The sequence below is a fragment of the Flavobacterium sp. GL_143 genome, from assembly GCF_057834355.1.
In genome coordinates this window covers 205,175-229,304 of the sequence record NZ_CM174401.1, presented here as the reverse complement: position 1 = coordinate 229,304, position 24,130 = coordinate 205,175, and the positions used below count along the sequence as shown (strand labels likewise).

19 protein-coding genes are annotated in these 24,130 nt (G+C 33.5%); 10 read left to right on the top strand and 9 right to left on the bottom strand.

What is annotated here, in order from left to right:
• Positions 1 to 57 precede the first annotated feature (57 nt).
• The 7 genes from AC3IPI_RS00925 to AC3IPI_RS00895 all read right to left on the bottom strand — a co-directional run bounded on the left by AC3IPI_RS00925 (position 58) and on the right by AC3IPI_RS00895 (position 8,126).
• Positions 58 to 1,314: a sigma-54 interaction domain-containing protein gene (locus AC3IPI_RS00925; RefSeq protein WP_039111500.1), complete on the bottom strand. Its 1,257-nt coding sequence runs from the start codon at positions 1,312 to 1,314 to the stop codon at positions 58 to 60.
• A gap of 55 nt (positions 1,315 to 1,369) precedes the next feature.
• Complete coding sequence (locus AC3IPI_RS00920; RefSeq protein WP_039111499.1) at positions 1,370 to 1,741, bottom strand: GxxExxY protein; 372 nt, start codon at positions 1,739 to 1,741, stop codon at positions 1,370 to 1,372.
• Positions 1,742 to 1,830: 89 nt separating this feature from the next.
• Positions 1,831 to 3,276, bottom strand: a complete 1,446-nt coding sequence (gene miaB / locus AC3IPI_RS00915) for a tRNA (N6-isopentenyl adenosine(37)-C2)-methylthiotransferase MiaB (protein ID WP_039111498.1) — start codon at positions 3,274 to 3,276, stop codon at positions 1,831 to 1,833.
• Between the two features lie 177 nt (positions 3,277 to 3,453).
• Positions 3,454 to 4,245 carry a hypothetical protein gene (locus AC3IPI_RS00910; RefSeq protein WP_489156527.1) on the bottom strand — a complete coding sequence of 264 codons (792 nt, stop codon included), beginning with the start codon at positions 4,243 to 4,245 and terminating at the stop codon, positions 3,454 to 3,456.
• 24 nt (positions 4,246 to 4,269) lie between these two features.
• The gene (locus AC3IPI_RS00905) at positions 4,270 to 4,998 is read right to left on the bottom strand and encodes an MIP/aquaporin family protein (protein ID WP_039118725.1); all 729 of its coding nucleotides are present in this window, start codon (positions 4,996 to 4,998) and stop codon (positions 4,270 to 4,272) included.
• 26 nt (positions 4,999 to 5,024) lie between these two features.
• The gene (gene glpK / locus AC3IPI_RS00900; RefSeq protein WP_039118726.1) at positions 5,025 to 6,521 is read right to left on the bottom strand and encodes a glycerol kinase GlpK; all 1,497 of its coding nucleotides are present in this window, start codon (positions 6,519 to 6,521) and stop codon (positions 5,025 to 5,027) included.
• A gap of 15 nt (positions 6,522 to 6,536) precedes the next feature.
• Positions 6,537 to 8,126 carry a glycerol-3-phosphate dehydrogenase/oxidase gene (locus tag AC3IPI_RS00895; RefSeq protein ID WP_489156524.1) on the bottom strand — a complete coding sequence of 530 codons (1,590 nt, stop codon included), beginning with the start codon at positions 8,124 to 8,126 and terminating at the stop codon, positions 6,537 to 6,539.
• A 154-nt stretch (positions 8,127 to 8,280) separates the two neighbouring features.
• Between AC3IPI_RS00895 and AC3IPI_RS00890 the strand changes: the two genes are divergently transcribed.
• From AC3IPI_RS00890 to AC3IPI_RS00855, 8 genes are all read left to right on the top strand, one after another.
• The gene (locus AC3IPI_RS00890; protein WP_039118728.1) at positions 8,281 to 9,054 is read left to right on the top strand and encodes a DeoR/GlpR family DNA-binding transcription regulator; all 774 of its coding nucleotides are present in this window, start codon (positions 8,281 to 8,283) and stop codon (positions 9,052 to 9,054) included.
• 236 nt (positions 9,055 to 9,290) lie between these two features.
• Positions 9,291 to 11,810: a type I DNA topoisomerase gene (gene topA, locus AC3IPI_RS00885; RefSeq protein WP_039111492.1), complete on the top strand. Its 2,520-nt coding sequence runs from the start codon at positions 9,291 to 9,293 to the stop codon at positions 11,808 to 11,810.
• A gap of 3 nt (positions 11,811 to 11,813) precedes the next feature.
• Complete coding sequence (locus AC3IPI_RS00880; RefSeq protein ID WP_039111491.1) at positions 11,814 to 12,965, top strand: formimidoylglutamase; 1,152 nt, start codon at positions 11,814 to 11,816, stop codon at positions 12,963 to 12,965.
• 265 nt (positions 12,966 to 13,230) lie between these two features.
• Positions 13,231 to 14,640 (top strand): T9SS ring complex lipoprotein PorK/GldK, encoded by a 1,410-nt coding sequence (gene porK / locus AC3IPI_RS00875; RefSeq protein WP_039118731.1) that lies wholly within the window; start codon positions 13,231 to 13,233, stop codon positions 14,638 to 14,640.
• A gap of 67 nt (positions 14,641 to 14,707) precedes the next feature.
• Complete coding sequence (gene porL, locus AC3IPI_RS00870) at positions 14,708 to 15,355, top strand: type IX secretion system motor protein PorL/GldL (RefSeq protein WP_035623274.1); 648 nt, start codon at positions 14,708 to 14,710, stop codon at positions 15,353 to 15,355.
• A 48-nt stretch (positions 15,356 to 15,403) separates the two neighbouring features.
• The gene (gene porM, locus AC3IPI_RS00865) at positions 15,404 to 16,942 is read left to right on the top strand and encodes a type IX secretion system motor protein PorM/GldM (RefSeq protein ID WP_489156520.1); all 1,539 of its coding nucleotides are present in this window, start codon (positions 15,404 to 15,406) and stop codon (positions 16,940 to 16,942) included.
• 49 nt (positions 16,943 to 16,991) lie between these two features.
• Complete coding sequence (gene porN / locus AC3IPI_RS00860) at positions 16,992 to 17,981, top strand: type IX secretion system ring subunit PorN/GldN (RefSeq protein ID WP_039118764.1); 990 nt, start codon at positions 16,992 to 16,994, stop codon at positions 17,979 to 17,981.
• 99 nt (positions 17,982 to 18,080) lie between these two features.
• The gene (locus AC3IPI_RS00855) at positions 18,081 to 19,133 is read left to right on the top strand and encodes an NAD(P)/FAD-dependent oxidoreductase (RefSeq protein ID WP_489156518.1); all 1,053 of its coding nucleotides are present in this window, start codon (positions 18,081 to 18,083) and stop codon (positions 19,131 to 19,133) included.
• 139 nt (positions 19,134 to 19,272) lie between these two features.
• On the opposite strand, the gene AC3IPI_RS00850 is transcribed toward AC3IPI_RS00855, so the two are convergent.
• Positions 19,273 to 19,659 (bottom strand): DUF983 domain-containing protein, encoded by a 387-nt coding sequence (locus AC3IPI_RS00850; RefSeq protein WP_039118733.1) that lies wholly within the window; start codon positions 19,657 to 19,659, stop codon positions 19,273 to 19,275.
• A 430-nt stretch (positions 19,660 to 20,089) separates the two neighbouring features.
• Between AC3IPI_RS00850 and AC3IPI_RS00845 the strand changes: the two genes are divergently transcribed.
• Positions 20,090 to 22,003 carry an ABC-F family ATP-binding cassette domain-containing protein gene (locus AC3IPI_RS00845; RefSeq protein WP_039111487.1) on the top strand — a complete coding sequence of 638 codons (1,914 nt, stop codon included), beginning with the start codon at positions 20,090 to 20,092 and terminating at the stop codon, positions 22,001 to 22,003.
• Positions 22,004 to 22,138: 135 nt separating this feature from the next.
• Here AC3IPI_RS00845 and AC3IPI_RS00840 read toward each other — a convergent pair whose 3' ends face one another.
• Complete coding sequence (locus tag AC3IPI_RS00840) at positions 22,139 to 23,107, bottom strand: App1 family protein phosphatidate phosphatase (RefSeq protein ID WP_086895517.1); 969 nt, start codon at positions 23,105 to 23,107, stop codon at positions 22,139 to 22,141.
• A 61-nt stretch (positions 23,108 to 23,168) separates the two neighbouring features.
• Here AC3IPI_RS00840 and AC3IPI_RS00835 point away from each other — a divergent pair, with 61 nt between their 5' ends.
• Positions 23,169 to 24,038 (top strand): diacylglycerol/lipid kinase family protein, encoded by an 870-nt coding sequence (locus tag AC3IPI_RS00835; RefSeq protein ID WP_489156515.1) that lies wholly within the window; start codon positions 23,169 to 23,171, stop codon positions 24,036 to 24,038.
• Positions 24,039 to 24,130: the final 92 nt, after the last annotated feature.

Here is a 24,130-nt window from a genome sequence, read left to right as displayed (position 1 = left end):
TTTTAAAAGAACCAAAGGTATTTATTTTAGTTAATCAATTTTACTCCATTTGTTTTTTTACAAATCAAATTGTTTTATTTTTCGATATAAAGTTCGTTCCGAAATTCCTAATTCGTCTGCGGCAGCTTTTCGTTTTCCTTTATTTTTTTCTAATGATTTTTTAATCATTTCGATTTCTTTTTGCTCCAATCGTAAAACTTCTTCTTCCTCGATTGTTTCTGCAAATAAATAATTGTCATCGTTTGACTGGTATTGTTCCTCACGATTAGGAGTCGTCATAACAGCTGTTCTTGGCTCTTCTTCAAAATCAATTTCGCTATCATTTTCTTGGGAACCATATATTTTTTTGATCAAGTTTTTATTGGTTTCCTGTACATTTGCGCTACCATTTTGCATTAATTCCAGAGTAAGCTTCTTTAAATCATGTAAATCACTTTTCATGTCAAAAAGGACTTTGTATAAAATCTCTCTCTCCGTATTAAAGTCACTATCATTTTTTTTATCATTAATTACAGAAGGTAAATTTGGACCTTCGGCTGGTAAGTAAGATTGTAGTGTTGCGAGAGTAATATCGCGATTTGTTTCCAGAACCGAAATTTGTTCGGCTACATTTCGTAACTGACGAATGTTACCGTTCCATCTGAATTTTTGCAATAGTTGTACCGCATCATCATCTAGTTTTAATGGAGGCATTTTGTATTTATGAGCAAAATCAGATACGAATTTTCTAAATAATAAATGAATATCTTCTTTTCGCTCACGCAAAGGAGGTAAAGTAATTTCAACAGTGCTTAAACGATAGTATAAATCTTCACGAAATTTACCTTTTTCGATTGCATTAAATAAATTAACGTTGGTTGCTGCAACAATCCTCACATTTGTTTTCTGTACTTGTGATGAACCTACTTTTATAAATTCGCCATTTTCTAGTACACGTAGTAGTCTTACCTGTGTGGTAAGTGGTAATTCTCCAACTTCATCCAGAAAAATAGTTCCTCCATCAGCAACTTCAAAATAACCTTCACGTGTACTTGTAGCACCTGTAAAAGCTCCTTTTTCGTGACCAAATAATTCACTATCTATAGTTCCTTCTGGAATTGCACCACAGTTTACAGCTATGTATTTTCCGTGTTTTCTATGTGAAAGGGAGTGTATGATTTTTGGGATACTTTCTTTACCAACACCACTTTCTCCAGTTACCATTACCGAAATATCGGTTGGCGCAACCTGAATTGCTTTTTCGATGGCGCGATTAAGCTTAGGATCATTTCCAATAATTTCAAAACGTTGTTTTATAGCTTGAACTGTCTCCATTTGTATATTTTTTGCCACAGATTAAAATGATTAGCACAGATTTTTTTTAATTATTTTATATAATATATCTTTTATATTGAAGTGATTTTGTTTGAAAATTGACAAGCAATCCTACTTCAGATCCAGATAGTTTTATATAATTTAAAACCTGAGCAATATGTTCATTTGAAAATTCTTTTATTGCTTTGACCTCTAAAACGATGTCCTGATTAATTATAAAATCAGCATAAAATTTATGAGGTAAAATTTTTCCTTTATATTCAATTGAATATTCTTTTTCTCTTTCGAAAAGAATATTATTTTCTTTAAACTCTATTTCTAAGGCGTCTTTGTAAATTATTTCTAATAAACCTGGTCCAAGATTTCGATGCACTTCCATGCAAATGCCGATTATCTTATAGGTTTCGCCTTCTTTGTAATGTTGCATAAATTTATTTGTTTACCATATTTTTTAAATATAAGAAAAATAAGATAAAAATCATTTTTAATCCTATTAATCTGTGGCAACAAAAAAAATTAATTCATTTCGCTCAACCCAACAGCCTGACCTTTTAAAGTTCCACTAGTGCAACTTGTAATTTTTACATTTACAAAATCTCCTATTTTATAATTCTCTTTTGGGAAAACCACTGTAATACTTTGTGAATTTCTTCCTGAGAATTCTTCAGTTGATTTTTTTGAAACTTTTTCAACTAAAACTTCTACAGTTTGACCTATAAACTCTTCAGAGCGTAACCAAGCATGTTTTTGTTGTAAATCGACAATTTCTTGTAATCTTCTTGCTTTGGTTTCGTCGGTGACATCATCTTCCATTTTTCTTCCGGCCAAAGTCCCAGGGCGTTCTGAATAGGAATACATATAGCCAAAGTTATATTTTACGTATTCCATTAAGCTCATAGTGTCTTGGTGATCTTGCTCGGTTTCTGTTGGGAAACCTGCAATCATATCTTGTGAGATAGAACTGTTTGGGATTATGGTTTTGATTTTATCAATCAAAGTCATGTATTCCTCACGTGTATGTAAACGGTTCATTTCTTTTAGGATTCTATTGCTTCCTGACTGAACCGGTAAATGTATGTGTTTGCAAATATTAGGATATTTTGCAATAATGTGTAAAACACTCTCGTGCATATCTTGAGGATTCGAAGTTGAGAAACGAATACGCATTTTAGGGAAAGTAACGGCTACCATTTCTAGTAATTGGTCGAAGTTTACAGCAGTAGCTTTTTGCATATCTGTAGCATTATCGAAATCCTTTTTTAATCCGCCGCCATACCATAAATAACTATCTACGTTCTGACCTAAAAGTGTGATTTCTTTAAAGCCTTTGTCCCATAAATCCTGAATCTCATTCATAATACTTTGAGGCTCACGACTACGTTCACGTCCGCGGGTAAAAGGTACTACACAAAACGTACACATATTATCGCAACCACGAGTAATAGAAACCAAAGCGGTAATTCCGTTGCTCATCAATCGTACAGGTGAGATATCACCATAGGTTTCATCTTTGGATAAAATCACGTTTATAGCATCACGACCTTCTTCAACTTCACTTAATAAATTAGGCAAATCTTTGTAGGCATCTGGACCAACAACAAGGTCAACGATTTTTTCTTCTTCTAGAAACTGACTTTTCAAACGTTCTGCCATACAGCCCAAAACACCAACTTTCATTTTTGGGTTAATGCGTTTTACAGCATTGTATTTTTCTAAACGTTTGCGTATAGTTTGCTCTGCTTTATCACGGATAGAGCAGGTGTTTACCAAAACTAAATCGGCTTCTTCAAGCTTCTGAGTTGTATTAAAGCCATTTGCTGATAAAATTGAAGCAACGATTTCGCTATCCGAGAAATTCATCGCACAACCGTAGCTTTCTATAAAGAGTTTTTTTGTATTCTCAGGTTTATGTTCTAAAACAAGACTTTCACCTTGTTTGCTTTCTTCAATAATCTTTTCCATAAGTCACTTTCAAAAGTGTATTTTAATAAGGTCGCAAAGGTACGATTATTTGTATGATTGTGACAAGATGTCAGATGAAGATTTAACATTGTTTTTTATTTTAAAATTTGAATAAAAAAAAGCTCTCTTTTGAGGATAAAGAGAGCTTTGATTAACAAATTAAAATCTATGCAGAGATTAGAACAAATTGACGTCTAATTGTACTCTTGCAATTTTATTAGCAGGATTCCACATTGCAGTTGCCGATATAGGTAATTTATAGTTAAATACCGAAATATCTTTGGAGACTTTTATCCCCGTGTTTACAATGCCAAAAGCGCTTTCTTCCTGATTTGTGTACAAATATTTTTTCCCGTCGATTGCAAAAGCTCCTCCCATAAAAATATTTAGATTTACTTTTTGATTTCGGATAACTGGGTAGCTTAATTCTACGTACGTTGAATATCTACTTCTGTAATCATTATTGTTGTCTAATTCTCTATCATTTAACCCACTATAAAGTAAAATATCAGCTTCTATTCGAATGGGGAATGACTCGGGAAAACGATACGAAGTTCTTAAATCAATAAGGTGAGTAGTAGTTAGTTTATTGTAATTAAAAACTTCAGGGTTTTCAATTCCTGTAGTATTAAATAAATCCCATAGTCCGATTGATAAGTTATTTTTTTGATATTGAATATAATAGTTTATCTCACGATATTTCCCGTCAAATCCAGCACCTCCCCAAATTCCAACGGTAAAATTTCGTCCTTCATTTAATGCATAATGGATGTTTCCAGTTGCAGTCATACCATCATTTATAACGAGTCCTCTCCATAAATGGCTAGTTTCTAAACCTACGTTAAAGTCTAAACGAGATGGTTTTGTGTCTTCTATTGGAGTAGAAATGCTATCTTGAACTGTTCTTTTTTGAGCGTATCCAGCTAGCCCTATAATCGAGATTATAGAGAAAAATAATATTTTTTTCATGATTTTTTGATTTATAAAGCCATACTAGAGCATTGCTATATATAAGAGTGCTGCTAAACATGCTCCTATAATTGGACCAAGAATTGGGATCCAGGCATAGCTCCAGTCGCTGCTTCCTTTAAGAAGAAGAGTGTGCATAATACGCGGTCCTAAGTCTCTTGCGGGATTAATAGCGTAACCTGTAGTGCCACCTAAAGACAATCCAATCGCCCATACCAAAATAGCAACCGGTAAAGCACCAATAGATCCAAGTCCAATTTTAGCGTCAGAAGCAGTGCTGATGCTGAGTTCGGGACCTGCAATATAAAAGATTACGAAAATAAGAACGAAAGCCCCGATAATCTCACTAATCAAATTAGAAAAGGTATTTCTGATTGCTGGTATTGTACTAAAACAAGCAAGTTTTCCACCTTCGTCCTCAGTAATGGCAAAATGATCTTTATGGAATAACCAGACTAAGAATGCTCCTAACATGGCTCCGATTATTTGAGCAATAATGTAATAAGATACTTGGCTCCAGGCAAATTTTCCAATAAGAGCTAGTCCGATTGTTACGGCAGGGTTTAAGTGCGCACCACTAATTGGCCCTGCAACTGTTACGCCTACAAAAACGGCAAATGCCCAACCGGTAGTAATTACAATCCATCCCGAGTTATTTCCTTTTGTTCCTTTAAGAACTACGTTTGCAACAACGCCATTACCTAGTAAGATAACTAGCATTGTTCCTATGATTTCAGCAGTAAATGGCGACATCTTTTAAGTTTTAATGATTCATATTTTTAGTCCTCAATCCAGTTTTTAGTACGTCCAACGGCTTTATCCCAGTTTTTTACAAGTTTGTCAACTTCTGCCTTAGGCATTTCTGGAGTAAAAGTTTTGTCGATATGCCATTGTTCTTGTAATTCGCTTATGTTTTTCCAGTATCCTACGGCTAATCCTGCCAGGTATGCGGCGCCTAATGCTGTTGTTTCTAGTGTTTTAGGTCTAACTACATTAAAACCAAATATATCTGATTGAAATTGCATCATTAAGTTGTTAATGGCAGCTCCACCATCTACTCTTAGTTCTTTTCCTTTTCTTCCAAAATCTGCTTCCATTGATGTTGCTAAATCTAGTACTTGGTAAGCGATTCCTTCTAAAGTAGCACGTGCTATATGTGCGTTTGTAGTTCCTCTTGTAATTCCTAAAATTGCACCTCTGGCATATTGGTCCCAATGTGGTGCGCCTAAACCTGTTAAAGCAGGAACAAAATATACACCGCCATTGTCTGGTACGCTTGCTGCTAAGGTTTCGATTTCTTGGGCTGAGTTGATCATTTTTGCACCGTCTCGCAACCATTGTACAGCAGCTCCACCTACAAATACACTTCCTTCTAAGGCATACGTTGTTTCGCCATTTATTTTCCAAGCAACTGTGGTAAGTAAATTATTTTTAGAATAAACAGCCTTATTTCCTGTATTCATTAACATGAAGCAACCTGTTCCGTAAGTATTTTTCACCATTCCGGGGTCTGTACATAATTGTCCAAAAAGAGCTGCTTGCTGGTCGCCAGCTACACCTGAGATTGGAATTTTTGTAGAAAATAATGTTGTACTAGTTTCTCCGTATATTTCGCTACTTTGTTTTACTTCGGGTAACATTGCTCTTGGGATGTTGAACAATTCTAGTAATTCAGTATCCCATTCTAATGTGTGAATGTTTAATAATAAAGTTCTGCTTGCGTTAGAGACATCGGTCATGAATATTTTGCCTCGAGTAAGTTTCCAGATCAGCCATGTGTCTACAGTTCCGAAACATAGTTTTCCTTGTTCTGCTTTTTCACGTGCCCCTTCGACATTGTCTAAAATCCATTTAATTTTAGTCCCCGAAAAATAGGCGTCTAATAATAATCCAGTCTTTTTCTTGATCATTTCAGCATGACCTTTTGCTTTTAATTCGTCACAATATTTTGCTGTTCTGCGATCTTGCCAGACGATAGCATTATATAAAGGTTCGCTGGTTTCTCTGTCCCAAACAATTGTTGTTTCGCGTTGATTGGTGATTCCAATTGCGGCTATTTCTTTTCCAGAAATTCCCACTTTTGCAATAACTTCGGCAGCGACGCTAATTTGAGATGACCAAATTTCGTTAGGGTCATGTTCTACCCATCCTGGTTTTGGAAATATCTGTTCAAAAGGTCTTTGAGAAATACTTACTATTTCTCCGTCATGATTAAATACGATGGCTCTGGAAGAAGTTGTTCCTTGGTCTAGTGTTAAGATTAATTTGTCCTGCATGATATATGTATGTTGTTACTGATGATTTTTTTGAAAATCTGATAAGATGAATCCGTTAGCGATTGTTTTGAAATGCGATATTTGGGTTTGTGCCCATGTTTCGTCATGACCAAGTTCTTTTGCTAATAAATGTCCCACTTTTTCGCATGAAGCAATGGCTGCATGAGCATCTAGAAATAATAAACGTACTCTTCTTGCTAAAATATCGTCTATCGTTCTTGCCATTTCATGACGAATTGCCCAGGCTACTTCTGCCATAGTGTAGTCGTAATTAGGGTGTAGCTTTTCTTTTAATTCAGGCTCTTGATTTTGTAATTCTAGTATTTTAGGAATGTCAGTTCCGTATATGTATAAATGATTTTGACGGGTTGTAGAATTTGTTTCCGTACTTCCGTGAATTGCGATATGTTCCGTTTTACATTCCTTTTTTGGTAAGCGGTGTACAACTATTGCTTTGTCTATGATGTCTTCGGCAATTTTTCTATAAGTAGTCCATTTTCCACCAGTTATAGTTATTAATCCGGTTTCGGAAACAATTATTTTATGACTTCTTGAAACTTCTTTGGTACTTGTTCCTTCTTTTTCTGGTGCTGCCAATGGTCTTAATCCTGCAAAAACTGATAAAACATCAGCACGAGTAGGTTTTTTTGCTAAGAATCTTTGTGCTGTTTCTAAAACAAATTCAATTTCTGATTCTAATGCAATAGGTTCTAGACTATGTTTTTTAATTAGAGTATCAGTTGTTCCTACTACTATTTTATCATGCCAAGGCACTGCAAATAATACTCTTCCATCGCTAGTTTTTGGAATCATTAAAGCGTGGTCGCTTGGTAGGAAAGATTTGTCGAATACAAGATGAATTCCCTGACTTGGTACGATGTATTTTTTATATACAGCGTCGTTTAGTTTCATTATTGCATTAGTAAAAACACCTGTAGCATTAATAACTGCTCTACCTTTTATATCATACCACTCGCCAGATTCGTGATCTACTATTTGTACACCGATAACTTTATGGTTGTCGTCTTTTAATAGATTCATAACTTTGGCATAGTTTAAAATACATGCGCCTTTTTCTGCTGCAGTCTGTGCGATATTTATAGCCAAGCGAGAATCGTCAAATTGTCCGTCTTGATAAATAACACCACTTACTAAGCCTTTTTGTTCTATTGTAGGAAGTAGTTCAATAGTTTTTTTCTTCGAAATATACTTAGATCTACCTAGGCTTAATCTTCCGGCTAATAGGTCATATATAGTAAGTCCGATAGTGTAAAAATAGCCACCCCACCAGTTATAATTTGGTATAACAAAAGATTGGTTTTTTACTAGATGGGCTGCATTTTGAGCCATTAAACCTCTTTCTTTTAAAGCTTCTCTTACCAGAGAGATATCTCCTTGTTCTAGGTAGCGAACACCACCATGAACTAATTTTGTACTTCTGCTTGATGTTCCTTTTGCAAAATCTATTGCTTCGACTAAAACTGTTTTGTAGCCTCTACTAGCTGCATCGAGTGCGGTACCTAGCCCGCTAGCTCCGCCACCAATAACGATTACATCCCATTCAGGTGTTTGTTTTAGTTTTGTTAATTGTTCGAGTCGTTTCATTATATGTCTTATTTGTTGTGTTTTATGTCGTTTTACTTTCGAATAACAAACATAACGAAATTAAATGAAACTAAATAAAACAAAATGAAATTTATTTTTTTATTTAATTGTTGTATCTTTCGATTGTGGAAAATCTTAATACTAAAGAGGAATTATGACTATAATCAATAGGAGGCAAGAGGATATACTTAAGGAATTAAATCAAAAGGGATATGTAAATGTGGTTGATTTATGCGAAACACTTAATGTTTCAAGCGTAACCATACGAAAGGACTTAACTTTTTTGGAGAATCAAAAGCTCTTGCATCGTACACATGGAGGAGCGAGCAAGCAACCTATTTATGCTTTTGAAAGAGATGTTAATGATAAAGAAGGGTTGCAAGTAGAGCAAAAAAAACAAATAGCAGAAGAGGCGGTAAAATATATAAGTAATCACGATTATATTATATTAGGGTCGGGATCGAATATTCATTATTTATCTCGGGTTATAAAAGGATTTCAAAAACTAACGGTACTTACGCCTTCATTAAAAGTCTCTTTAGAGCTTAGTAAGGAAACAAATATTGACACAATACAATTAGGAGGAGATATCCGAAATAGTTCAACTTCGGCTGTGGGACCTATTGCAGAAGCAACTTTGAGCCAGTTTTCTTGTAATAAATTATTTTTAGGAACAGATGGTGTTCATTTAGATTTTGGTTTAAGTACATCAAATGCTTTGGAGGCGCATTTAAATCAAGCGATGATAGAGGTTGCAGAGAAGGTTATTGTCTTGGCCGATTCGACAAAAATGAATGTTCGGGGTTTTGGTAAAATTTGTGATTTAAGTAAAATTGATGTGCTGATTACAGATGCGGGCATTGATGCTGAAACTAAAACGAAACTCGAAGAAATGGGTATTGATGTAGTTGTTGCTGGTAAAATTTAGTTTTGATTTTGTAAATCAGGCTTTTTTTAATGTAGTTATTTATTGGATAGGCTTTTGTAATAAAGTTTTTGATTTTTATTTTGTTTTGAAGGAAAGGAATACATAATAACGAGAATATTTTTGTTATATATTAAGGTATAAAATAGCAGCTGCGAAAATAGATTTTTCTCAAAAAACGATTTGGGTGCACTCTCATTTAAAAAAAACTTCTACTTTTGTTCCAGAAAAATAGAGTAATGGCAAAGAATTTAGTAATAGTTGAGTCACCTGCAAAGGCAAAAACGATAGAGAAATTTTTGGGAAGTGATTTTCAAGTAGAGTCAAGTTATGGGCATATTGCCGACTTGCCTTCAAAAGAAATCGGTGTGGATGTAGAGAATGGTTTTAAACCTAAATATGAAGTTTCTCCGGATAAAAAAGCTTTAGTTAGTAAACTAAAAACATTATCTAAGAATGCCGAAATGGTTTGGTTAGCAAGTGATGAGGACCGCGAGGGGGAGGCTATTTCATGGCATCTTGCGGAAGAATTAAAACTTGATGTTAAAAAGACTAAGCGAATTGTTTTTCACGAAATCACAAAATCAGCAATCCTAAAAGCGATTGAAAATCCTAGAGAGATAGATTATAATTTGGTTAACGCACAACAAGCGCGTCGTGTATTAGACAGGTTGGTTGGTTACGAATTATCTCCTGTATTATGGAGAAAAATTAAAGGAGGTTTATCTGCAGGACGTGTTCAGTCAGTTTCAGTTCGTTTAATTGTTGAGAGAGAAAGAGAAATTCAGAATTTTAATGCAATAGCATCGTATTCTGTTGTAGCTGAGTTTACAAATGAAAGCGGAAAAACATTTAAGGCTAAACTGCCTAAAAATTTTAATACAAAAAAAGAAGCCGAAGATTTTTTAAATAAAAATATTGGTTCTTCATATAAGGTATCGGATTTAGAAACGAAACCTACCAAAAAATCACCAACAGCACCATTTACAACTTCTACATTGCAACAAGAAGCAGCAAGAAAGTTGTATTTACCAGTTGGAATCACAATGCAACTAGCACAACGACTATACGAAGCAGGACTTATTACTTATATGAGAACTGATAGCGTTAATCTTTCTAAAGATGCAATGGATGCTGCACAAGCTGAAATTATAAAATCGTACGGGAAAGAATTCTCAAAACCAAGAACTTTTACAAACAAAAGCAAAGGAGCGCAAGAAGCGCACGAAGCTATTCGTCCTACTGATATGTCACGTCACACAGTGAACATCGACAGAGATCAAGCTCGTTTGTATGATTTGATTTGGAAAAGAACATTGGCTTCGCAAATGAGTGATGCACAATTAGAAAGAACTAATGTGAAGATTGAAGCTAATAATCATAGCGAAATTTTTACAGCATCTGGAGAAGTTTTACTTTTTGAAGGATTCTTAAAAGTATATCTTGAAGGTCATGATGATGACGAAGAAGAGCAAGAAGGAATGTTGCCTGCAATGAAAGTGAATGAGAAATTATTAAATAATTATATCACAGCAACCGAAAGATATTCAAGACCACCGGCACGTTATACAGAAGCTTCTTTGGTGAAGAAATTAGAGGAACTTGGTATTGGTCGTCCTTCGACTTATGCGCCAACTATTTCTACAATCATCAACAGAAATTATGTAGAAAAAGGTAACCTTGATGGTCAGGAGCGTAATTATACTCAACTTACTTTACAATCAAACAAAGTAGGAGAGAAGTTGCTTAAAGAAAATACAGGTTCGGATAAAGGGAAGTTAGTTCCAACTGATATCGGAACAATTGTTACAGACTTCCTGGTTAAGAATTTTGGGACAATATTAGATTACAACTTTACAGCAAAAGTAGAACAGGATTTTGATGAAATTGCTGAAGGAAATATCGACTGGGCACAAATGATGAAGGAGTTTTATGATAAATTCCATCCAAATGTAAAAGATGTCGAAGCTAATGCTGAGAGAGAAAGTGGAGAAAGAATCTTAGGAAAAGATCCAGTTTCAGGAAGACCAGTTTCTGTTCGTTTAGGAAAGTTTGGGCCAATGGCACAAATTGGAGAGCCGGATGATGAAGATAAAAAATTCGCCAGTTTAATGGCAGATCAAAATATCGGAAATATAACACTGGAAGAAGCTTTGAATTTGTTTTTATTGCCTAAAAACTTAGGGGAATACAAAGGAGAAGAAGTAGAGGTAAGTAATGGTCGTTATGGACCATATGTTCGTCACGGAAGTGTTTTTATCTCATTGCCAAAAGGAGAAGATCCTCTGGATGTAACAATTACAAGAGCTCAGGAGTTAATAGATGAAAAAGCACTTGCTGATGCGCCTATTGCTGTATATAAAGGAGAAGGAGTACAAAAAGGAGTAGGTCGTTTTGGACCTTTTATCAAATGGAATGGATTGTTTATTAACGTAAGCAAAAAATACAATTTTGATAATTTATCACAATCAGATATTGAAGCGCTGATAGAAGATAAACTTCAAAAAAATATTGATAAAGTACTTCATAACTGGGAAGAAGAAGGTATTCTTGTTGAAAAAGCACGTTGGGGACGTTCGGTTATTACTAAAGGTAAGATTAAAATTGAACTTAGTAAAGATGTTGACGCTACAAAATTAACGTTGGCCGAAGTTCAGGAAATGATTGCTAAGAAAACCCCAGTAAAAAAGACAGCTGCAAAGAAAGCACCTGCTGCTAAGAAAGCAGTGGCTAAAAAACCAGTAGCTAAAAAGAAATAAAGAATGGAATTTGATTTTCTACAACCAGTTGCCGAAGAAATTCTAAACTACATTGATACATTGTCTTCTCAAGAATTGGGAAGTAAAATAGTTTTACATACAAAAGAACAGTTTCCAGATTTAGCAAAAGTAAATATTGCTATAATTGGTGTTTTAGATAATCGCGGAGATACTTCTGCGATTAGCGATGTAAACTTAAATCCTTTTCGTAAAAAGCTATATAGTATGTTTCCTGGAAACTGGGATATGACTATTGCTGATTTAGGGGATATTTTACCAGGAAATTCAATAGATGATACCTACTATCTTTTAAAAAAAATAACTGCAGCCTTAATAAAAAACAGAGTTGTACCTATAGTTATAGGTGGATCTCAGGATTTAACCTATGCTTTGTATCGTGCTTACGATGATTTAGAGCAAATGGTTAATTTGGTTGCTGTAGATAATAAATTTGATTTTGGAAAAGAAAGTGAAGATTCTTCAGCAACTTCATATTTAACCAAGATTATAGTTGATGAGCCAAACAATCTATTTAATTATTGTAACATAGGTTATCAAACTTATTACAACTCACAAGAAGAGATTGATTTAATCGAAAAATTGTTTTTTGATGCGTATCGATTAGGAGAGGTTTCGAATAAAATTGCGCTTGCTGAGCCAGTTTTTAGAGATGCTGATTTAGTGAGTTTTGATTTAAATTCAATAAAATCTGCCGATTCAGGAAACATCATCACTTTTGAACCTAATGGGTTTAATGGGAAAGAGATTTGTTCGCTTGCTCGATATGCAGGTATTAGTGATAAAGTGTCTGCTTTTGGACTTTTTAATCATAATAATACATCGCAAGAAGCTCCTTTAATGGCGCAGATCGTTTGGTATTTTATCGAAGGGTATCATTATCGTTCTAACGAGTATCCATATGGTAGCCGAAAAAACTATTTAAAATACATAGTTCCATTAGAGGAAGAAGAGCTGGTTTTTTATAAAAGCGACAAAACTGACCGTTGGTGGATAGAAATTCCTTTTATTTCTGACGGAAGTAATAAATTGAAGAGAAATACGTTGTTATCATGTTCGTATGACGAATATTTGACCGCTTGTAATCAGGAATTACCTGAAAGATGGTGGAAAGCACAACGTAAAAATACTGTGTAATCGTTTTCGTAATAAGGTACCAGTATTTAAGGGTTTTTTGAAATGATTGTTTTTGATTTTATTAGTAGGAATAGATTTATAAATACTAAAATTTAACGTTTTATGTCGATTTTTAATGACAGTTTATCGACTAAATATTTTTTTTTTATTTTTTTTAACTTTATTTTTGAACCGTGAAATAAATTACACAAAAAGCTATTGTTTTTTAAGAAAATAATAAATAGGTTTACGGACTTATAATAATGAATAGATAATCCAAATATATATGAAGAAGTTTATTGCATTTGCGGCATTTTTAACACTAATGATTAGTTGTGGTAGGTCAAGTGACAAAGGAGAATTGGTAGGTGTTAAAGGTGGGAAATGGTATCCTGAAAAGCCTTATGGAATGACTTTAGTTCCAGGTGGGTCGTTCATTATGGGTAAGTCAGATGATGACTTAGCTCAAGTAGAAGATGCACCAACAAAAACGGTTACCGTTCGTTCTTTTTATATGGATGAAACAGAGATAACAAATAGTGAATACCGTCAATTTGTGGAGTGGGTAAAAGACTCAACAATGAGAGTTCGTTTGGCAATTATGGCAGATGAAATGGGACAAAAACCAGGTGGCGGAACAGATGCTAAAGGTAAAAAAGGTGGAAGCATAGGAGATTATGCTTTTAACGATTCTGATCCAGAAAAAATGACAGCTTACGATAAATATATGTATGATAATTACTATAGTATCGGTACTGCTGATGATCCTTATGCAGGAAGAAAATTAAATAGAAAAGTAAAGTTAGCTAAAGGTACTCAAGCATATCCAGATGAGTATTATACAGAGGTAATGGATTCTATGTATATTCCTATAGAAGAGTCATATAATGGTTTAAGAACTATTGATGTTAATAAATTGAAATTTAGATATTCTTGGATGGATATTCAAGCTGCAGCTAAAGCTAAAGTTGGAAAAAGAAAAGATTTCGTTAAGACAGAAGAAGTTAAGGTTTACCCAGATACAACAGTTTGGATTAAAGATTTTACTTACTCATATAATGAGCCAATGCATAATGACTATTTCTGGCACAAAGCATATGGAGATTATCCAGTTGTAGGAGTACAATGGACTCAGGCAAAAGCATTCTGTGCTTGGAGAACATTAAACAAAAACACATACATAAAAGCTAAAAAGAAAGGTCATGATTTAGTGAACTCTTTCAGATTGCCTACAGAGGCAGAATGGGAGTATGCTGCTAGAGGAGGTCTGGAGTCTGCTACTTACCCTTGGGGAGGTCCTTACATCAGAAATGATAGAGGTTGTTTTATGGCTAACTTCAAGCCAAACAGAGGAGATTATGCTGCAGATAATGCTTTGTACACTGTAGAAGCAAAATCATACGATCCAAACGGATACAATTTATACAATATGGCAGGTAACGTTGCCGAGTGGACAGATTCTTCATATAGCCCAAATGCTTACGAATATGTTTCTACTATGAATCCTAACGTTCAAGATGGTTCAAACAAGCGTAAAGTAGTTCGTGGAGGTTCATGGAAAGATGTTGCTTATTTCCTACAAGTAAGTACCAGAGATTTTGAATACGCAGATTCAGCAAGAAGTTTTATTGGTTTTAGAACAGTTCAAGATTACATGGGAACGCAAGTGACCGGGAATAAAAAGAGTAAATTATAATTAGAGAGTACAATTAAAACAATAACCAAATCCTTATTTTTAAAACCTAAAACAAACAAACAAAATTATGGCATTATTAAGTAAAAAAGCGATGAACTTCGCTTACGGTATGGGAGCAGCAGTAGTAATTATTGGAGCTTTATTCAAAATTACCCACTTTGAAATCGGACCGTTAACAGGAACCTTGATGCTTTCAATCGGATTAGTAACAGAGGCATTAATCTTTGCTTTATCTGCTTTTGAACCAGTTGACGAAGAATTAGACTGGACTTTAGTTTATCCAGAATTGGCTAATGGTCAAGCAAAAACTAAAGCTGCAAAAGTTGAAACCCCATCTGATGCACAAGGTCTATTATCTCAAAAATTAGACGTTATGCTTAAAGAAGCTAAAATTGACGGTGAGTTAATGTCAAGCTTAGGTAACAGTATCAAAAACTTTGAATCTGCTGCTAAAGGAATTGCTCCAACTGTTGATTCAATCGCTTCTACTAAAAAATACAGCGAAGAGTTATCTACTGCAGCTGCACAAATGGAATCATTAAATAGTTTATATAAAGTTCAATTAGAAAGTGCTTCAAGAAACGCAGAAGCAAACAAAGAAATCGCTGAAAATGCAGGTAAGTTAAAAGAGCAAATGCAATCTATGACTGCAAATATTGCTTCTTTAAACAATGTATATGGTGGTATGCTTTCGGCTATGAATAATAAAGGATAATTAGTTAAAAACAATTATTATTAATAAAAAACTAATTATTTAGAAAATATGGCAGGAGGAAAATTAACCCCTAGACAGAAGATGATAAACCTGATGTATCTGGTTTTTATCGCAATGTTAGCAATGAATATGTCAAAAGAAGTATTATCTGCTTTTGGCTTAATGAATGAAAAATTTGAAAGTGCAAACGAGTCTGCTAATATGACTAATGAGCAAATGTTGATGTCATTAGACCAGAAAGCTGCTGAAGCTAAAGGTGAATTTGAAACAGCTGCTCAAACAGCTCACAAAGTGGCAGCAATATCTAAAGATTTTTATACATACATCGGAACTTTAAAAGGTGATGTATTAAAAGGATTCGAAAAAGATAAAGAAACTGGAAAATTGCCTTACGAGTCTATGGACAAAGGTGATAATATCGACAACTGGTTTACAGGTGAAGGTTATACTAAAAAAGGTGACGAAATCGTTGCAAAAATCAATCAGTATAGAGCAGATATGAAATCTGTATTGAGCGATAAAAAATATAGTGCAATTGTAGCTGAGATTGATAATAAATTTAATACTTCTGACGTTAAAAACAAAGAAGGTTTAAAAGATAAATTTTTAGCTTATAACTTTAAAGGTTTTCCAGCTGTTGCTTCAGTTGCAAAATTATCTGCTTGGCAGAGTGATGTTAAAAAAGTAGAATCTGATGTTTATAGTTCAGCTTTAGGAAAAGCGGCAGTAGCTGCAGCTTCTTATAACAACTATAAAGCGATTGTAGTTCTAGATAAAAGTGCTTACTTCCAAGGAGAAACTGTTACAGGTAAAGTTGTTTTAGGTCGTTATGACGAAAACACAACTCCTACTTCATTCTCAGGACCTGGTAAAATTGTTAACGGACAAGCTGTTATTTCGATGACTGCTGGTGGAATTGGAGAACAAAGCATTAACGGACAATTTACATTCTTAGAAGATGGAAAAAACATTCCACTTAAATTTGAAGGTAAATATGTTGTAGTACCAAAACCAAACTCTGCAACTATTTCTGCAGATAAAATGAATGTAGTTTATAGAGGTGTTGTTAACCCAATTTCAGTTTCATTTGCGGGTGTTGCTGATAATAAAGTTGTTGCAACTGCTCCAGGATTATCTTCTGCTGGTAAACCAGGTAAATATAACATGAGTCCAAGTACAGGTACTGAAACTACAATTACTGTTACAGGTACATTGCCAAATGGTTCTACAGTTTCTGACAAGAAAACTTTTAGAATTAAAGGTATTCCTGGACCAACTGGAACAATTAGAGGAGAAATGGGTGTTGTAAAAGGACCTAAATCGAATTTAGAGATTGCTACAATTGGAGCTAAATTAGTTGATTTTGATTTCGAAGTTGGATTAGATGTTGTTGGATTTAATTTAAAAGTTACTGGACAACCTACAGTTGTAGTTTCTGGTAATAGATTAAATGCACAATGTAAATCAGTTCTTTCAAAAGCAGGTAGAGGAGACCAAGTTACTATTTCTGAGATTAAAACTAAACTTGTTGGAGCAGGAAGTTATTTATTGCCTAGAACCGCTCCAGTAATTTATGAAATACAATAATAAGTAGATCTATAAAGTAAAACTACTTCAATATTATACTGATACCATGATGAATGTAAGAAATTTTTTAATAGCTATTATCTCTATTGCAGGGAGTTATACCACATTTGCACAGTCGAATTTGCTTAATGCAAAAACACCAGCTGAAATTGGTTTAAAAACTCCAGCACAACTTGTTTCTGATAATGACAAACCATTAGCTTATGGTTATGTACATGATAGAGACGTTTTGATGGGGAAAACTGTTTGGGAAATCATTGATTTAAATGAAAAAATCAACTTTTCTATGTATTTCCCAATTGATACTGCAAATATCGGTTCGGACAGACGTTCTATGTACGATGTTTTGACAAAGGCAATTAAAAATGGTAAAATTACTGAAGTTTATACTGATAGTTATTTCAATACCAAAAAGTCTATGAAAGACATTCAATCTTCTTTATCTCGTATCGATACAACTGATGCTGGTAGAGAACAATTGAATCAAGATCCGAATGCGTATGTTACGCAAACAATCGAAAAAAAGAAGACAACTGGTAAAGGAAAAAACAAAGTAACAACTTCAGAAACTGTAACTGTTCCTGCATCTAAAACTATATCTTCTGAATATATCTTGAAAACTGATTTAACAGCTCAAGATGTTACAGAATATAAAATTAAAGGATATTGGTATTTTGACAAACGTCAAAGTGAATTGAAGTATCGTCTTTTAGGAATTTGTCCTGTTACTCCAGATGTTTACACTATTAATAGTGAAGAAAAAGATTATATTGAATTGTTCTGGGTATTCTTCCCAGATGCGAGAGGTGTCTTACATGAGGCTAAAGCCTTTAATGACAAGAACTCTGCAATGCCAATTTCTTTTGATCAAATCTTAAACTCTAGACGTTTTAATAGTACAATCTATAAAGAAGAAAACGTTTACGGAGATAGAGCTATAGAAGAATACATGAAGGATAACGCTCAGAACCAATTATTGGAGTCTGAGAGAGTGAAAGAGAAAATTAGAAATTTCGAATCAGATATGTGGAATTACTAAAATTTAATTTCCTTCTTTAATATAAAAAACTCTTACCATTTTTTGGTAAGAGTTTTTTCATTTATGTTTGTTGGCGGTAACAGTTTAATTTATTTTTTCATGATTGACTATTTAATTATTGGTTCAGGTTTAGCAGGAATTTCTTTTTCAGAAAAAGCATTGTCGGACAATAAATCTATTTTGGTAGTAGATGATAAATCACAAAATTCATCAAAAATAGCAGGAGGTTTGTATAATCCCGTAATTTTAAAAAGATTTAGTGAAGTATGGCAAGCGCAACAACAGCTTGTTTTAATGGATTCTTTTTATGCAGATATTGAAAATAAACTTGCTACAAAATTCAATTTCCAGCTACCTATTTTAAGAAAGTTTTTCTCGATAGAAGAGCAAAATAATTGGTTTAGTGCTTCAGATAAAAAGAACTTAGCGCCTTTCTTGTCTACCAAATTAGTTAACAGAAAATATAACAGTATAGATTCTCCATACGATTATGGTGAAGTTTTGCACACAGGTTATGTTGATACGGCTTTATTATTAGAAAAGTATAGAGAATATTTACTTGCTAATAATTTACTGTTACAAGAATCATTTGATTATAATCAGATTGAATTTTTAGATTCAGGAATTCAATATAAAAATATACAAGCGCGTCATATTATTTTTGCAGAAGGATTTGGGTTGCATAAGAACCCATTCTTTAATGATTTGCCTCTGGATGGAACTAAAGGAGAACTATTTATTATTAAAGCAGTAGGTTTAAATTTAGACGTTATTGTAAATACAAGTGTATTTATCCTGCCTTTAGGAGATGATTTGTTTAAAGTAGGGGCAACATATAATTGGAAAGATAAAACCGATTTGCCTACGGAGGAGGCAAAACAAGAACTCCTGGAACGCATTCGCGAAATAATTACCTGCGAGTTTGAAATCGTTGAGCATTTTGCTGGTGTTCGTCCTACAGTACAAGATAGAAGACCACTGGTAGGAATGCATAATACACATAAATCGTTACATATACTTAACGGATTAGGTACACGAGGAGTAATGTTAGGACCAGCAATGGCTGAAGCTTTATTCGAAAATATAGAAAATCAAATTCCTTTGGATAACGAAATAAATATCGAACGATTTTACAGAAAGAGAAACAGGTAAATTGTTATATGTATAAACTATTTAAACGATATAGGCTATTTAAGGAAATATAAGTTTTAGCATTTCTTAAATGAACTTATATGGTTTCTTTTTTTTATAATTAACTTATACTTTCAATTCAGGCTATCTAGTATAATCTCTATTTTTTGATATTAGTGGTTGGGTCGTAAGAAACAAACATGTTGATGTAAATGTTTCTCGACCATCTTAATACAAATGGAAATAATACAACAAGTGTTACTACAATTGCTATAAAAGAAGCTTCGATACTAGAGTTTAGGAAAACGTAGGATATGATAAAAGCAGCAATTCCTAATGCTACATTTAATCCGTAACTTACATACATTGCTCCGTAAAAAAAGGAAGGTTCAATCTGGTATTTAAGACCACAATGACTGCAAGATTCATTCATTTTTAAAACCTTGGTTAAATGTAGCGGGTTCTTGTCTTCATACATACTTTCGTTTTGACATTTAGGACAAGTTCCTTTTAAAATACTATTTAGTTTAGATCCTTTTTTGAACATTTTGAGTAAGTTTTTGTAATGTATAAACTGCGATGTAAATACTTCGAAGAGAAATTATGCAGTTGTTTTTTTAATAAAAATGATGAATTTATCCCAAAGATAATCATTGGTCATCACATTAACAATTTTCAATTCTTAATATCCAAAAACAGCCTTTTTATCTTTATAGCATAATACATTCCTTTTCACTACCTTTGCATTTTTAAAATTATAAGTAAAAGGCAATATAAATTGCAATATGTTTTAGAAAAACAAGAATGAAAAATACTGATTAGAGGTTGATTAAATAAAATATTTAAAGTTTTAATAAGCTTAAAGAAATATTTTGTTATTCAGAGAAAGGTATTTTTAATGTCTGCAAAAATTAAATTTCTAGTCAAACTAGAGATATAAATTTAAACAATCAATTAGTTTATAATAACAATAATAAATGCTTAATATACATAATTTATCAGTTTCTTTTGGAGGTACTTATTTGTTTGAAGAAGTTACTTTTCGTTTAGGTGCTGGAGACCGAGTAGGTCTTGTAGGAAAAAATGGTGCTGGAAAATCAACAATGCTAAAAATTCTTGCAGGAGATTTTAAACCAGATTCTGGACAAATCGCAACAGAAAAAGAAGTTCGAATGGGTTTCTTACGTCAAGATATCGATTTTGAACAAGGAAGAACAGTATTAGAAGAAGCCTACGAAGCCTTTACGGATATTAAAGTCGTTGAGAAAAAATTAGAACATATTAATCATCAATTGGTAACCAGAACCGATTATGAAAGCGAAGAATACAGTCAGATTATCGAAGATTTATCTGATTATACACATCGTTTTGAGTTATTGGGTGGTTATAATTATGTAGGAGATACAGAGAAAATTCTTTTAGGATTAGGTTTTAAAAGAGAAGTATTTAATAATCAAACAGAAACTTTTTCTGGAGGTTGGAGAATGCGTATCGAGTTGGCTAAATTATTATTACAAGCTAATGATGTATTGTTGCTGGATGAGCCTACGAATCACTTGGATATCGAGAGTATCATTTGGTTAGAGAGTTTCTTGCGTAATTATCCTGGAGTAGTGGTAATCGTATCGCACGATAAAATGTTCCTGGATAATGTAACCAACAGAACTATCGAAATTTCATTAGGTAAAGCATATGATTTTAATAAACCATATTCTCAGTACTTAGAATTGCGTCATGAAATTCGTGAAAAACAATTGGCCACGCAAAAGAATCAAGCCAAAAAAATAGAAGAAACAGAAAAACTAATCGAGAAATTCCGTGCAAAAGCTTCTAAAGCTTCTATGGCGCAATCGCTTATCAAGAAATTAGATAAAGTAGAGCGTATCGAGGTTGACGAAGATGATAATTCGGTAATGAATATTTCTTTCCCAGTTTCTAAAGAACCAGGTAGAGTAGTAGTAGAAGCCGATAATGTTACAAAGGCTTACGGAGATAAAGTTATTCTTAAAGACATAAACCTGTTAGTGGAACGCGGAAGCAAAATTGCTTTTGTTGGACAGAATGGACAAGGAAAATCAACTTTTATTAAAGCAATCGTTGATGAGTTTGAATACCAAGGAAGTATAAAATTAGGACATAATGTACAGTTAGGTTATTTTGCCCAAAATCAAGCTGAATACCTAGACGGAGAAATCACATTGTTGCAAACAATGGAAGATGCTGCAATGGATACCAATAGATCAAAAGTTCGTGATATGTTGGGTTCATTCTTGTTCCGTGGAGATGATGTAGAGAAAAAAGTAAAAGTACTTTCAGGAGGAGAAAGAAACCGTTTGGCATTATGTAAGTTGTTATTACAACCTATAAACGTTTTGTTAATGGATGAGCCTACGAATCACTTGGATATCAAATCTAAGAATGTATTAAAAGCGGCACTTCAAAAATTTGGTGGAACTTTACTACTTGTTTCTCACGATAGAGATTTCCTTCAGGGAATGTCTAATTTGGTTTACGAATTTAAAGATCAGAAGATAAAAGAATATTTAGGAGACATTAACTATTTCTTAGAGCAACGTAATATGGAAAATATGCGTGAAGTTGAGAAAAAAGATGCTGTAAAAGCTGCTGCTCCTAAAGAAAGTAATAAAACTTCTTACGAAGATCAGAAGAAAACGAAAGCATTACAAAATCGCTTGAGTAAAGTCGAAAGTCAAATCAAACAATTAGAAAAAGATATTCAGCATGACGATAAAATGTTGGCATCTAATTATGATAAACACATCGAAGACGCTTCTTTCTTTATGGCATACAATAAAAAGAAAAAAGATTTGGATCAATTATTATCAGACTGGGAAGTAGTTCAGGAGGAGATTGATAATTTCAACGCATAATACAGTTTTTAGTCTCAGTTTTCAGTTTTTTGAAAATAAGAATATTATCTATAAACCTTTGTCAAAGTTTTCGAATTTTGACAAAGGTTTTTCAGTTTCAGCTGACATTTCACATTTTCAAAATACCTTTCACAGTTACATTATAATTCCAATCTTTTTAGAATGCTCAATGGCTTCGCTGCTGTGTTTAAAATAGCAAACAGAAACCTCAAGGTTTTCTAAATTTTTAAGGATTGCTTTCGTTGATTCTTTTTTGTTTTTACCAGTTTGCCTTATATAAACCGCTTTTACCGTTACAGGAAATATTTTGCAAATTCGTTCATATAACATTGGGTCGTGTTGAGAATCGTCACCCAATAAAACATATTTTAGGTTTGGGTAAAACTCCAAGACATGCTTGATTTTATCAAACTTATGGTCATGGTTTCCTCTGCCGCTCATAAAAAAGTCGGCAATTCCGGTTTTAATATCCTTTAATAAAATTACTGCCCTTGGTAGTTCGTGTATTTTGGTAAAACGAACAATAAAACTATATAAATTCCACTCGCTACTCGAGATGTAAAAAAAAGCATTTTTCTCTTCTTTGTTGTTTCTTTCTGCGGAACTTAATGCTTGATAATGCGGTACAACTTCATCAAATATTTTGCGATCATTTACATTTCTGAACAATAAAATATATAATTTCCTGAAGAAATTATGTGTGTGCGAAACCAAAAAAGTATCATCAATATCTGATATAATCCCAAGATTTCCTTCATGAGGTCTTATAAAAGTGCTGGCACAGGATATTGTTTCGTTTTTATGAGAAATGCTAACTTGGTAATTCATCCATCCAAAACCTGTTTCCTCTTTTAAAGGAATGCAGAATTTAAAAAAACCATCATCGAGCGTTTTGGTATGAATCTGGTTCTCTCCATGTTTTAAATAAACATCGTAATTTGGGATTGTTTTTATCTGGAAAAGTTTAAGAACAGAAGTGGCATTTTTAAAACTTCGCTTTTGAAAATCATAATCATTGGCAGTCGATGGTTTAAAAACGTGTCCCATAACAATTAGTTCCTGATCATTGGCATAACCGCGATATAATTTTAAAATAGGTTTCATTAATTGCTTACTTTTGGGATAACTAGTGTAATTACTTTTGAATAAATATAAAGATAAAATTTTGAAAAGGAATATCTTATTTGTTGTAAACCCTATTTCGGGTGATCTGGATAAATCTGAGCTTATTGAGACAGTAAAATCCTATGCGGTAACGTGTCATATTAATTTGAAAGTTTACGAAACTACTGGGCAGAATGACATCAGCCAAATACAAGCGTTGTATAACCAACATTTACCCATTAGAATCGTTGTTGCTGGTGGAGATGGAACCGTAAAAATGGTTGCCGAAGCAATGGAGGAATATGATGTTATTGTTGGGATATTGCCAGCAGGATCTGCCAACGGATTATCGGTTGATTTAAACTTACCTAAAACGCTCGAAGAGAATCTAAGTATTGCTTTTAATAACAATTATATCGAGATGGATATGATTTGTATCAACGGGAAAAAAAGTATTCATTTAAGTGATTTAGGACTCAATGCCGATTTAATCAAGAATTATGAAGAAAGCAATATAAGAGGATTTTGGGGTTATGCATCTCAAGCTTATACTACTATAAAAGAGTCTGGAGATTCTTTTGTAGTTTCTATTACAGCCAATAATCAAACGGTTGAACATGAAGCAAGAATGGTTGTAATTGCCAATTCTCAAAAATATGGAACAGGCGTTGTCATTAACCCAAATGGAGCAATTAATGATGGTAAATTTGAATTGGTTGTTTTAAAAAATCTAGATTTAATAATTCTTGGAAAAATAATTACGGGCAATATGCCTATCGATTCTGATGATATTGTTATTATTTCGACAGATCAAGCTGTAATAAAAACAAATCATCCAGTTAGTTTCCAAATTGATGGTGAGTATTGTGGCGCTCAGACTAAATTGGATATTCGTATTTTGCATAAGCAAATGAAAATTGCCATTCCTTAAAAATCTGTGACAAAGTTTTGAGCCAAGGATGTAAGAAACTTTGATAAAAGCCTAATTTTAAAGTTGGTCTGCGCATTTTTGTCATTTCGACG

Excerpts from the sequence above, each read along its gene's own strand:
- AC3IPI_RS00925 (WP_039111500.1), bottom strand. The coding sequence starts at position 1,314 with ATGGAGACAGTTCAAGCTATAAAACAACGTTTTGAAATTATTGGAAAT.
- AC3IPI_RS00920 (WP_039111499.1), bottom strand. The coding sequence starts at position 1,741 with ATGCAACATTACAAAGAAGGCGAAACCTATAAGATAATCGGCATTTGC.
- miaB (WP_039111498.1), bottom strand. The coding sequence starts at position 3,276 with ATGGAAAAGATTATTGAAGAAAGCAAACAAGGTGAAAGTCTTGTTTTA.
- AC3IPI_RS00910 (WP_489156527.1), bottom strand. The coding sequence starts at position 4,245 with ATGAAAAAAATATTATTTTTCTCTATAATCTCGATTATAGGGCTAGCT.
- AC3IPI_RS00905 (WP_039118725.1), bottom strand. The coding sequence starts at position 4,998 with ATGTCGCCATTTACTGCTGAAATCATAGGAACAATGCTAGTTATCTTA.
- glpK (WP_039118726.1), bottom strand. The coding sequence starts at position 6,521 with ATGCAGGACAAATTAATCTTAACACTAGACCAAGGAACAACTTCTTCC.
- AC3IPI_RS00895 (WP_489156524.1), bottom strand. The coding sequence starts at position 8,126 with ATGAAACGACTCGAACAATTAACAAAACTAAAACAAACACCTGAATGG.
- AC3IPI_RS00890 (WP_039118728.1), top strand. The coding sequence starts at position 8,281 with ATGACTATAATCAATAGGAGGCAAGAGGATATACTTAAGGAATTAAAT.
- topA (WP_039111492.1), top strand. The coding sequence starts at position 9,291 with ATGGCAAAGAATTTAGTAATAGTTGAGTCACCTGCAAAGGCAAAAACG.
- AC3IPI_RS00880 (WP_039111491.1), top strand. The coding sequence starts at position 11,814 with ATGGAATTTGATTTTCTACAACCAGTTGCCGAAGAAATTCTAAACTAC.
- porK (WP_039118731.1), top strand. The coding sequence starts at position 13,231 with ATGAAGAAGTTTATTGCATTTGCGGCATTTTTAACACTAATGATTAGT.
- porL (WP_035623274.1), top strand. The coding sequence starts at position 14,708 with ATGGCATTATTAAGTAAAAAAGCGATGAACTTCGCTTACGGTATGGGA.
- porM (WP_489156520.1), top strand. The coding sequence starts at position 15,404 with ATGGCAGGAGGAAAATTAACCCCTAGACAGAAGATGATAAACCTGATG.
- porN (WP_039118764.1), top strand. The coding sequence starts at position 16,992 with ATGAATGTAAGAAATTTTTTAATAGCTATTATCTCTATTGCAGGGAGT.
- AC3IPI_RS00855 (WP_489156518.1), top strand. The coding sequence starts at position 18,081 with ATGATTGACTATTTAATTATTGGTTCAGGTTTAGCAGGAATTTCTTTT.
- AC3IPI_RS00850 (WP_039118733.1), bottom strand. The coding sequence starts at position 19,659 with ATGTTCAAAAAAGGATCTAAACTAAATAGTATTTTAAAAGGAACTTGT.
- AC3IPI_RS00845 (WP_039111487.1), top strand. The coding sequence starts at position 20,090 with ATGCTTAATATACATAATTTATCAGTTTCTTTTGGAGGTACTTATTTG.
- AC3IPI_RS00840 (WP_086895517.1), bottom strand. The coding sequence starts at position 23,107 with ATGAAACCTATTTTAAAATTATATCGCGGTTATGCCAATGATCAGGAA.